Annotated in this window: 7 protein-coding genes; all 7 read left to right on the top strand. The window is 69.1% G+C overall.

The features are described from left to right. Window positions 1–114: 114 nt before the first annotated feature. The 7 genes from dnaA (at window position 115) to gyrA (ending at window position 11,961) form a co-directional block, all read left to right on the top strand. A complete protein-coding gene (gene dnaA / locus ACFY2Z_RS12860; RefSeq protein ID WP_390744212.1) occupies window positions 115–2,019 on the top strand; it encodes a chromosomal replication initiator protein DnaA in 1,905 nt (634 codons plus the stop codon). Between the two features lie 983 nt (window positions 2,020–3,002). Then, window positions 3,003–4,133: a DNA polymerase III subunit beta gene (dnaN, locus tag ACFY2Z_RS12855; protein ID WP_390744211.1), complete on the top strand. Its 1,131-nt coding sequence runs from the start codon at window positions 3,003–3,005 to the stop codon at window positions 4,131–4,133. A 178-nt stretch (window positions 4,134–4,311) separates the two neighbouring features. Next, entirely contained in the window at window positions 4,312–5,187 is an 876-nt protein-coding gene (gnd, locus tag ACFY2Z_RS12850) for a phosphogluconate dehydrogenase (NAD(+)-dependent, decarboxylating) (protein WP_390744210.1), read from the top strand. A gap of 54 nt (window positions 5,188–5,241) precedes the next feature. Continuing rightward, window positions 5,242–6,363: a DNA replication/repair protein RecF gene (gene recF, locus ACFY2Z_RS12845; RefSeq protein ID WP_390744209.1), complete on the top strand. Its 1,122-nt coding sequence runs from the start codon at window positions 5,242–5,244 to the stop codon at window positions 6,361–6,363. Continuing rightward, on the top strand, window positions 6,360–6,893 hold the full coding sequence (locus tag ACFY2Z_RS12840; protein WP_390744208.1) for a DUF721 domain-containing protein: 534 nt from the start codon (window positions 6,360–6,362) through the stop codon (window positions 6,891–6,893). The genes recF and ACFY2Z_RS12840 overlap by 4 nt, the downstream gene beginning before the upstream one ends. Before the next feature lie 361 nt (window positions 6,894–7,254). Then, window positions 7,255–9,330 (top strand): DNA topoisomerase (ATP-hydrolyzing) subunit B, encoded by a 2,076-nt coding sequence (gyrB, locus tag ACFY2Z_RS12835; RefSeq protein WP_390744207.1) that lies wholly within the window; start codon window positions 7,255–7,257, stop codon window positions 9,328–9,330. A 42-nt stretch (window positions 9,331–9,372) separates the two neighbouring features. Then, window positions 9,373–11,961, top strand: coding sequence for a DNA gyrase subunit A (gene gyrA, locus ACFY2Z_RS12830; RefSeq protein ID WP_390744206.1), 2,589 nt, complete (start codon window positions 9,373–9,375; stop codon window positions 11,959–11,961). Window positions 11,962–11,971: the final 10 nt, after the last annotated feature.

Genomic DNA, 11,971 nt, shown 5'->3' with positions numbered 1-11,971 from the left:
GATTCGTTCCCTTGGCGCCCGCCCAGCTGTTTCGTCCCGGGCCCGACCCGCCCGACCTGTATTCCGACCCTCCCGCGACCGCGTGTGCGTGGGACCTGTGAGAGAGCGTGCCCTGTGGCTGACGTACCTGCCGATCTTGCCGCAGTGTGGCCGCGAGTACTCGAGCAGCTCCTCGGTGAGGGGCGTGGGCCGGGGGTCGAGGCGAAGGACGAGCACTGGATCCGGCGCTGCCAGCCGCTGGCGCTGGTCGCCGACACCGCCCTGCTCGCGGTGCCGAACGAGTTCGCGAAGGGTGTCCTGGAAGGCCGGCTGGCGCCGATCGTCAGCGACACGCTCAGCCGTGAGTGCGGCCGCCCCATCCGCATCGCGATCACCGTCGACGACTCCGCGGGCGAGCCCCCGGCACCGGCCCCGTCCGCCCAGCCGCGCTACGAGGAGCCCGAGCTCCCCGGTCGCGACCCCTACGACTCCCGGAGCGGTTACGAGGGATACGGCCGCCACCGCGCGGACGACCACCGAGCGGGCCGGGCCGACCAGCTGCCCACCGCCCCCGCGGACCAGCCCCCGGCCGCCCGCACGGACCAGCTCCCGCGCACCCGCGCCGACCAGCTGCCGCACGCCCGTCCCGCGTATCCGGGGGAGTACCAGCGCCCCGAGCCCGGCGCCTGGCCGCGCTCGTCGCAGGACGACTACGGCTGGCAGCAGCAGCGTCTCGGCTTTCCCGAGCGCGACCCGTACGCGACGCCGGCGCCCGACTACCGCACGCAGTCACTGGAGCGCTCGCCGTACGAGCAGCAGCGCCCGGACTACGACGGCGCGCGCTCCGACTTCGACCAGTCGCGCCCGGACCGGCGCGAGCTGCCGGAGCCACCCTCCGGCGGCGGCCATGTGCACCGGGGCGGTCCGGCGGGCCCGGGCCTGCCCCCCACCGGCGCGCCCGGCCCGCTGGCCGCGCAGCCCGCGCCGGCGACCGGCCCGGGCGAGCCCACCGCGCGGCTCAACCCGAAGTACCTCTTCGACACGTTCGTCATCGGCGCCTCGAACCGGTTCGCGCACGCGGCCGCGGTCGCCGTCGCCGAGGCACCGGCGAAGGCGTACAACCCCCTCTTCATCTACGGCGAGTCGGGCCTCGGCAAGACGCATCTGCTGCATGCCATCGGCCACTACGCGCGCAGCCTCTACCCGGGCACCCGGGTGCGGTACGTGAGCTCCGAGGAGTTCACCAACGAGTTCATCAACTCGATCCGCGACGGCAAGGCGGACGCGTTCCGCAAGCGCTACCGCGACATGGACATCCTGCTGGTCGACGACATCCAGTTCCTGGCGCAGAAGGAGTCGACGCAGGAGGAGTTCTTCCACACCTTCAACACGCTCCACAACGCCAACAAGCAGATCGTGCTGTCCTCGGACCGGCCGCCCAAGCAGTTGGTCACCCTGGAGGACCGGCTGCGCAACCGCTTCGAGTGGGGCCTGATCACCGACGTCCAGCCGCCCGAGCTGGAGACGCGTATCGCGATCCTGCGCAAGAAGGCGGTGCAGGAACAGCTCAACGCCCCGCCGGAGGTACTGGAGTTCATCGCCTCCCGCATCTCGCGGAACATCCGGGAGCTGGAGGGCGCGCTGATCCGGGTGACGGCGTTCGCGTCGCTCAACCGTCAGCCCGTGGACCTCGGTCTGACGGAGATCGTGCTGAAGGACCTGATCCCCGGCGGCGAGGACGCGGCGCCCGAGATCACCGCGACGGCCATCATGGCCGCCACCGCCGACTACTTCGGCCTGACGGTGGAGGACCTGTGCGGCACCTCGCGCGGTCGGGCCCTGGTGACCGCCCGGCAGATCGCGATGTATCTGTGCCGTGAGCTGACGGATCTGTCGCTGCCGAAGATCGGCGCCCAGTTCGGGGGCCGCGACCACACGACGGTGATGCACGCCGACCGCAAGATCCGCGCGCTGATGGCCGAGCGGCGCTCCATCTACAACCAGGTCACCGAGCTGACGAACCGCATCAAGAACGGCTGACGGCCGCACCCGCGCACCACCGCTGAGGGCGCCCCCGGGAATCTTCCCCAGGGGCGCCCCGGCCGTTCCCGGGCACCCTGTGGGGCCCCGGGCGGGCGCCTCCGGACGCTTCCGGACGCCCTCTCGTCCCGTTCCTCGGGCCCCCGCGTGCGCCCGCTCCCGAGGAAGCGGGGTCCCTCTGCGGTCAGCTCGTCGGCAACCTGCTGTTCGAATACCTGCCGGGTTACGGCCACTCTCCACAGATACGGCGACTTTCTTCCGTCCACATGCTGGGGACTGCCGAGTTGTCCAGATCGCATCCACAGGCCGACCCGTCGAAAGACCATCCCGCCAGGTCAGCCGCTTGTGGATTGGTGGACGAACGATCTCCACAGACTGTGGACGAAACAAAGATCCACAGGCTGTGTACGAAGTTGTCCACCGACGACCCACAGACTGTGGCCGGTTGTCCCCAGTGTTCCCCAGCTTCTCCACATGCCTGTCCACTGTTCGGCAACGTGACGCGGCTTCTCACCGGACGGAGTGAAAGGCGTCACACCAAGGTGCCTGGTTGGGCTGTGGGAAAGGTGGGTAAAGCTGGGGACGGCACTGGGGAGAAGTGCCCCTCGGCTGTGCACGGGGTGTGCAGAACTTTCCGTTCTCCACAGATACGCCTGGTTGTCCACCGCCGCCGCCCACAGGGTCAGTGGACAAAATCTTGCCGCTGAGCTGGGAAAACGCAGTTATCCACGGTTTCCACAGGCCCTACTACTACCCCTACTCAGAGAGTCCGGGGAATTCGTCTGGAAGCGGGGCCTGTGCACAACTCGCCCTCCGGCCGTCGACCGCGCCTCATCACGACTTGACCCCGAGAGGCACCGACTGTCAGCGGTGTGCGTCAGACTGGTCCCCGGTGTCCTTCCCGTCACAGGGGCTCTCGACACCGAGTCAGACGAGAAGGCCAGCAGGGCGAGAACGCCGGCAACAGCAGGAGGCGGCTTACGGTGAAGATCCGGGTGGAACGCGACGTACTCGCGGAGGCAGTGGCCTGGGCGGCGCGCAGCCTCCCGGCCCGTCCGCCGGCGCCTGTCCTCGCCGGCCTGCTGCTGAAGGCCGAGGACGGTCAGCTGAGCCTCTCCAGCTTCGACTACGAGGTCTCGGCGCGCGTGTCGGTGGAGGCCGAGGTCGAGGAGGAGGGCACGGTCCTCGTGTCCGGCCGTCTCCTCGCCGACATCTCCCGCGCCCTCCCCAACCGCCCGGTGGAGATCTCCACAGACGGTGTACGGGCGACGGTGGTCTGCGGCTCCTCGCGGTTCACCCTCCACACCCTCCCTGTGGAGGAGTACCCGGCGCTGCCCCAGATGCCGAACGCGACGGGCACGGTCCCGGGCGAGGTCTTCGCCTCCGCCGTGCAGCAGGTCGCCATCGCCGCCGGCCGCGACGACACCCTGCCCGTGCTCACCGGTGTCCGCATCGAGATCGAGGGCGACACGGTCACGCTGGCCTCCACCGACCGCTACCGCTTCGCGGTCCGCGAGTTCCTGTGGAAGCCGGAGAACCCGGACGCGTCCGCGGTCGCCCTGGTGCCCGCCAAGACCCTCCTGGACACCGCCAAGGCGCTGACGAGCGGTGACTCCGTGATCCTGGCGCTGTCCGGCTCGGGTGCGGGCGAGGGACTCATCGGTTTCGAGGGCGCCGGCCGGCGTACGACGACCCGTCTGCTGGAGGGCGACCTCCCGAAGTACCGCACGCTGTTCCCGACGGAGTTCAACTCGGTGGCGACCATCGAGACCGCCCCCTTCGTGGAGGCCGTCAAGCGCGTGGCCCTGGTCGCCGAGCGCAACACCCCGGTGCGGCTCAGCTTCGAGCAGGGCGTGCTGATCCTGGAGGCCGGCTCCAGCGACGACGCACAGGCTGTGGAAAGGGTCGACGCCCACCTGGAGGGCGACGACATCTCGATCGCCTTCAACCCGACCTTCCTGCTGGACGGTCTGAGCGCCATCGACTCCCCGGTGGCCCAGCTGTCCTTCACGACGTCCACGAAGCCCGCGCTGCTCGGCGGCAAGCCGGCCGTGGACGCCGAGGCGGACGACGCGTACAAGTACCTGATCATGCCGGTGCGGCTCAGCGGCTGACGGCTGTCCACAGGACGCCCCGGGCCCGGTGGATCACCGGGCCCGGCGGGTAAACCCGCAGGTGAGAGGGGCTACGCATGAGCGCGTGGGCCCACAGGTGTGCATGAGGACCCGGGTTTAGGCTCGGACGCAGGTACGAAAGTGCCCTCATGCCACATCGCAACCTAAGGAACAACTGATGGAGCTCGGTCTCGTCGGCCTCGGCAAGATGGGCGGCAACATGCGCGAGCGGATCCGCCGCGCAGGCCACACCGTCATCGGATACGACCGCAACCCGGACCTCGCCGACGTCCACAGCCTCGAAGAGCTTGTGGACAAGCTGCAGGCCCCGCGGGTGGTGTGGGTGATGGTCCCGGCCGGTGGCCCGACCCAGTCCACGATCGACGAGCTGGCCAAGCTGCTGGAGCCCGGTGACGTCGTCGTGGACGGCGGCAACTCCCGCTGGACGGACGACGAGAAGCACGCCGAGGAACTCGCGGCCAAGGGCATCGGCTTCGTCGACTGCGGTGTCTCCGGCGGCGTCTGGGGCCTGGAGAACGGCTACGCGCTGATGTACGGCGGCGACGCCGCGGACGTCGCCAAGGTGCAGCCGGTCTTCGACGCCCTCAAGCCCGAGGGCGCCTTCGGCGCGGTGCACGCGGGCAAGGTCGGCGCGGGCCACTTCGCGAAGATGGTCCACAACGGCATCGAGTACGCGATGATGCAGGCCTACGCCGAGGGCTGGGAGCTGCTGGAGAAGGTCGACTCCGTGGAGAACGTTCGCGAGGTCTTCCGTTCCTGGCAGGAGGGCACGGTCATCCGCTCCTGGCTGCTGGACCTCGCGGTCAACGCCCTCGACGAGGACGAGCACCTGGACAAGCTGCGCGGCTGGGCGGCCGACTCCGGCGAGGGCCGCTGGACCGTGGAGGCGGCCATCGACAACGCGGTGCCGCTGCCGGCGATCACCGCGTCGCTGTTCGCGCGCTTCAGCTCGCGGCAGGACGACTCGCCGCAGATGAAGATGATCGCGGCGCTGCGGAACCAGTTCGGCGGCCACGCGGTCGAGAAGAAGTGATCCACAGGACCGCCCGGCGGTCCACACACCCCTGAGGGAGGTCGGCGAACGACCATGCACGTCACGCATCTGTCGCTGGCCGACTTCCGCTCGTACGCCCGGGTCGAGGTCCCGCTCGACCCGGGCGTCACCGCCTTCGTCGGTCCCAACGGCCAGGGCAAGACCAACCTCGTGGAAGCGGTCGGCTATCTCGCCACCCTCGGCAGCCACCGCGTCTCCTCCGACGCCCCCCTGGTCCGGATGGGCGCCGAGCGCGCGATCATCCGGGCGCAGGTCCGGCAGGGCGACCGACAGCAACTGGTCGAACTGGAGCTGAACCCGGGCAGGGCCAACCGCGCCCGCATCAACAGGTCCTCGCAGGTCAGACCACGTGACGTGCTCGGCATCGTGCGCAGCGTGCTGTTCGCGCCCGAGGACCTCGCGCTGGTCAAGGGCGACCCCGGCGAGCGCCGCCGCTTCCTGGACGAGCTGATCACCGCCCGCTCCCCGCGTATGGCGGCCGTCCGCTCCGACTACGACCGGGTCCTCAAGCAGCGCAACACCCTCCTCAAGTCGGCCGCGCTGGCCCGCCGCCACGGCGGCCGCTCCATGGACCTGTCCACGCTCGACGTCTGGGACCAGCACCTCGCGCGCGCGGGCGCGGAGCTGCTCGCCCAGCGCCTCGACCTGATCGCCGCGCTCCAGCCGCTCGCCGACAAGGCGTACGAGCAGCTGGCCCCCGGCGGCGGCCCCCTCGCCCTGGAGTACAAGCCGTCCGCGGCCGGCGAGGCCCACACCCGCGAGGCCCTCTACGAGCAGCTGACGGCCGCGCTCGCCGAGGCCCGCAAGCAGGAGATCGAGCGCGGCGTCACCCTGGTGGGACCCCATCGCGACGATCTGCTCCTCAAACTCGGTCAGCTGCCCGCCAAGGGGTACGCGTCCCACGGCGAGTCCTGGTCCTACGCGCTGGCGCTGCGCCTGGCGTCGTACGACCTCCTCCGTGCGGAGGGCAACGAGCCGGTGCTCGTCCTCGACGACGTCTTCGCCGAGCTGGACACCCGCCGCCGCGAGCGCCTCGCCGAGCTGGTGGCGCCCGGTGAGCAGGTCCTGGTGACCGCCGCGGTCGACGACGACGTACCGCACGTACTGACAGGGACGCGGTACGCCGTGTCCGACGGCACCGTGGAGCGCGCATGAGCACCGGCGAACCCGCACCGAAGAAGACCCCCGAGCTGTCGGGCGTGGACCTCGCGCGCGTGGCGCTCCGAGCCGCCAAGGAGCAGGCACGCGCGCGGGGGGACGCGGCACAGCAGAAGAAGCAGGCGCGACGCGGCGGCCTGCGCTCCGGCGCGCGCGCCGACGGCCGCGACCCCATGGCGCTCGGGGCGGCCATCAACCGGCTGATCACCGAGCGCGGCTGGGAGACCCCGGCGGCGGTCGGCGGTGTGATGGGCCGCTGGCCGCAGATCGTCGGCGAGGACCTGGCCAAGCACTGCGTCCCGCAGCGGTACGACGAGGACGAGCGCGTTCTGACCGTGGGCTGCGACTCCACGGCCTGGGCCACGCAGCTGCGGCTGCTGGCCCCGCAGCTGGTCGCGCGGCTGAACGACGATCTCGGGCACGGAACGGTCCGGTTGATCAAGGTCCATGGGCCCGGCGGCCCCGCCCGCCGCTTCGGCCCCCTGCGCGCCCCGGGGAGCACGGGCCCCGGCGACACCTACGGGTGACCGACATCACGTCGGGCCGTCGGACGCATGCGCCGACGGCCCTTTCACTGTGCTCGCGCGCGGTTGCGAACGCCCACCGGACTCCGACGTTGCCAAGGGTTGACAGCCGGAAGCGCTGAGTGCCGCGTAGAGCCCCTTGGAGACCCGTTCCGCATATGGGGAGTCGGGCGAGACCGGTTGAGGGCGGCACATGCGGATCCAGGTACCGGCAAACCCCCATCACTGTCGGCGCTACCGGTAGACTGGGTGACAATCCCGCCCCGATCGTGGGGACCGTCCGGGTAACGCTGAGCAACGCTGATCAAGGCTTACCAACGCAACACGCCGCAGCCGCTCCGGCAACCGCCGACGAGCCTGGCTTGTGCTGTGCCAGAAAGGGCGCTTCGTGGCCGATTCCGGCAACCCCAACGAGAACATCCCCTCCACCGACGCCGACGCGGCGACCAGCGCGAACGGCGAGGTGACTGCGTCGTACGACGCCAGCGCCATCACCGTCCTCGAGGGTCTGGACGCGGTCCGCAAGCGACCCGGTATGTACATCGGCTCGACCGGTGAGCGTGGACTGCACCACCTCGTGTACGAGGTCGTCGACAACTCGGTCGACGAGGCGCTGGCCGGCTACGCGGACACGATCGACGTGACGATCCTCGCCGACGGCGGTGTGCGTGTCGTCGACAACGGCCGCGGTATTCCGGTGGGCATCGTCCCTTCCGAGAACAAGCCTGCCGTCGAGGTCGTGCTGACCGTGCTGCACGCAGGCGGCAAGTTCGGCGGCGGCGGCTACGCGGTCTCCGGTGGTCTGCACGGCGTCGGCGTCTCCGTCGTGAACGCCCTGTCCGGCAAGGTTTCCGTCGAGGTCAAGACCGACGGATACCGCTGGACGCAGGACTACAAGATGGGCGTCCCCACAGCGCCGCTCCAGCGGCACGAGCCCACCGACGAGACCGGCACCTCGGTCACCTTCTGGGCCGACCCGGACATCTTCGAGACGACCGAGTACTCCTTCGAGACGCTCTCGCGGCGCTTCCAGGAGATGGCGTTCCTCAACAAGGGCCTGACGATCAGGCTCACCGACGAGCGCGAGTCGGCGAAGGCCACGACCGGGGCGGACGAGGCGGGTGCCGACGAGAAGGCCGAGGTCAAGACCGTCACGTACCACTACGAGGGCGGCATCGTCGACTTCGTGAAGTACCTCAACTCCCGCAAGGGAGACGTGGTGCACCCCACCGTGATCGACCTGGAGGCCGAGGACAGGGACAAGAGCCTGTCCCTCGAGGTCGCGATGCAGTGGAACAGCGGCTACAGCGAGGGCGTGTACTCCTTCGCCAACATCATCCACACCCACGAGGGCGGTACGCACGAAGAGGGCTTCCGCGCCGCGCTGACCTCGCTGATCAACAAGTACGCGCGGGACAAGAAGCTGCTGCGCGACAAGGACGACAACCTCACCGGTGACGACATCCGTGAGGGCCTGACCGCGATCATCTCGGTCAAGCTGAGCGAGCCGCAGTTCGAGGGCCAGACCAAGACCAAGCTCGGCAACACCGAGGCGAAGACCTTCGTCCAGAAGGCGGTCTACGAGCACCTCAACGACTGGCTGGACCGCAACCCGAACGAGGCGACGGACATCGTCCGCAAGGGCATCCAGGCGGCCACCGCGCGCGTGGCGGCCCGCAAGGCCCGTGACCTCACCCGCCGCAAGGGCCTGCTGGAGACGGCGTCGCTGCCGGGCAAGCTGTCCGACTGCCAGTCGAACGACCCCACCAAGTGCGAGATCTTCATCGTCGAGGGTGACTCCGCCGGCGGCTCGGCCAAGTCCGGCCGCAACCCGCAGTACCAGGCGATCCTCCCGATCCGAGGCAAGATCCTCAACGTCGAGAAGGCGCGGATCGACAAGATCCTGCAGAACCAGGAGATCCAGGCACTGATCTCCGCCTTCGGCACCGGCGTGCACGAGGACTTCGACATCTCCAAGCTCCGCTATCACAAGATCATCCTGATGGCGGACGCCGATGTCGACGGCCAGCACATCAACACCCTGCTGCTGACCTTCCTGTTCCGCTTCATGCGGCCACTGGTCGAGGCCGGCCACGTGTTCCTCTCCCGTCCGCCGCTCTACAAGATCAAGTGGGGCCGGGACGACTTCGAGTACGCGTACTCGGACCGCGAGCGGGACGCGCTGATCGAGCTGGGCCGCCGCAACGGCAAGCGGATCAAGGACGACTCGGTGCAGCGCTTCAAGGGCCTCGGCGAGATGAACGCCGAGGAGCTGCGGGTGACCACCATGGACATCGACCACCGCGTCCTCGGCCAGGTCACCCTCGACGACGCGGCCCAGGCCGACGACCTCTTCTCGGTCCTGATGGGCGAGGACGTCGAGGCACGCCGCGCGTTCATCCAGCGCAACGCCAAGGACGTCCGCTTCCTCGACATCTGAGTCGGTCTCAGCTGACCGCACCAGGAAGGATCTTCACCAGCAATGGCCGACGAGAACACCCCCGTGACACCTGAAGAGGGCGGCGACACCCTGCGCATCGAGCCTGTCGGGCTCGAGACGGAGATGCAGCGCTCGTACCTCGACTACGCGATGTCCGTCATCGTCTCGCGTGCGCTGCCCGACGTGCGGGACGGCCTCAAGCCCGTGCACCGCCGCGTCCTGTACGCGATGTACGACGGCGGCTACCGGCCCGAGAAGGGCTTCTACAAGTGCGCCCGCGTCGTCGGCGACGTCATGGGCAACTACCACCCGCACGGCGACTCCTCCATCTACGACGCGCTGGTCCGCCTCGCGCAGCCGTGGTCGATGCGGATGCCGCTGGTGGACTCCAACGGCAACTTCGGCTCCCCGGGCAACGACCCCGCCGCGGCCATGCGCTACACCGAGTGCAAGATGGCGCCGCTGTCGATGGAGATGGTCCGCGACATCGACGAGGACACCGTCGATTTCACGGACAACTACGACGGCCGCTCCCAGGAGCCGACGGTCCTTCCGTCCCGCTTCCCGAACCTGCTGATCAACGGCTCCGCCGGTATCGCGGTCGGCATGGCGACCAACATCCCGCCGCACAACCTGCGGGAGGTCGCGGCCGGCGCCCAGTGGTACCTGGAGAACCCCGAGGCCTCGCACGAGGAGCTGCTCGACGCCCTCATCGAGCGCATCAAGGGCCCCGACTTCCCGACCGGCGCGCTGGTGGTGGGCCGCAAGGGCATCGAGGAGGCCTACCGCACCGGCCGCGGCTCGATCACCATGCGCGCGGTCGTCGAGGTCGAGGAGATCCAGAACCGCCAGTGCCTGGTGGTCACCGAGCTGCCGTACCAGGTCAACCCGGACAACCTCGCGCAGAAGATCGCCGACCTGGTCAAGGACGGCAAGATCGGCGGCATCGCGGACGTCCGTGACGAGACCTCCTCCCGCACGGGCCAGCGCCTGGTCATCGTCCTGAAGCGCGACGCGGTCGCCAAGGTCGTGCTGAACAACCTCTACAAGCACACCGACCTGCAGACGAACTTCGGCGCCAACATGCTGGCGCTGGTCGACGGCGTGCCGCGCACCCTGTCCCTGGACGCGTTCATCCGCCACTGGGTGACGCACCAGATCGAGGTCATCGTCCGCCGTACGCGCTTCCGGCTGCGCAAGGCCGAGGAGCGCGCGCACATCCTGCGCGGTCTGCTGAAGGCTCTGGACGCCATCGACGAGGTCATCGCGCTGATCCGGCGCAGCGACACCGTCGAGATCGCGCGCGACGGCCTGATGAGCCTCCTGGAGATCGACGACATCCAGGCGAACGCCATCCTCGAGATGCAGCTGCGCCGCCTCGCGGCCCTGGAGCGCCAGAAGATCGTCCAGGAGCACGACGAGCTCCAGGCGAAGATCCGCGAGTACAACGAGATCCTCGCCTCGCCCGTCCGCCAGCGCGGCATCATCAGCGAGGAGCTCGCCGCGATCGTCGAGAAGTTCGGCGACGACCGCCGCAGCCAGCTCGTTCCCTTCGACGGTGACATGTCCATCGAGGACCTCATCGCCGAGGAGGACATCGTCGTCACGGTCAGCCGCGGCGGCTACATCAAGCGCACGAAGACCGACGACTACCGGGCGCAGAAGCGCGGCGGCAAGGGAGTGCGCGGCACGAAGCTGAAGGAGGACGACATCGTCGACCACTTCTTCGTGTCGACGACGCATCACTGGCTGCTGTTCTTCACCAACAAGGGCCGGGTCTACCGGGCCAAGGCCTACGAGCTGCCGGACGCCGGCCGGGACGCCCGCGGCCAGCACGTCGCGAACCTGCTGGCCTTCCAGCCCGACGAGGCGATCGCCGAGATCCTCGCCATCCGCGACTACGAGGCCGCGCCGTACCTGGTGCTCGCCACCAAGGGCGGACTGGTCAAGAAGACGCCTCTGAAGGATTACGATTCGCCGCGCTCCGGTGGTGTCATCGCGATCAATCTCCGCGAGATGGAGGACGGTTCCGATGACGAACTGATCGGGGCGGAGCTGGTGTCGCCCGACGATGATCTGCTTCTGATCAGCAAGAAGGCTCAGTCGATCCGGTTCACCGCGACCGACGAATCCCTGCGTCCGATGGGCCGTGCCACCTCGGGCGTCAAGGGCATGAGCTTCCGCGAGGGGGACGAGCTTCTCTCGATGAATGTTGTTCGACCCGGTACGTTCGTGTTCACTGCCACCGACGGCGGGTACGCGAAGCGGACCGTCGTCGACGAGTACCGCGTCCAGGGTCGCGGCGGCCTCGGCATCAAGGCTGCCAAGATCGTCGAGGACCGTGGTTCGCTCGTCGGCGCGCTGGTGGTCGAGGAGACCGACGAGATCCTCGCCATCACGCTGTCGGGCGGTGTGATTCGTACGCGAGTCAACGAGGTCAGGGAGACGGGCCGTGACACCATGGGCGTCCAACTGATCAACCTGGGCAAGCGCGATGCCGTGGTCGGCATCGCACGTAACGCCGAGGCGGGGCGTGAGGCGGTGGAGGTCGACGGTGACGATGCCGTGGACGAGACCGCCGAGGCCGCGGCCACCGGCACGGACGAGGGTCTGGCGCCCTCGGCCGAGTAGCACGAGGAGT

The organism is Streptomyces sp. NPDC001222 (genome assembly GCF_042896945.1).
Taxonomy (GTDB): Bacteria; Actinomycetota; Actinomycetes; order Streptomycetales; family Streptomycetaceae; genus Streptomyces; species Streptomyces gibsoniae.
The sequence above is the reverse complement of the archived record's forward strand: the minus strand, read 5'-3'. Positions and strand labels throughout refer to the sequence as shown.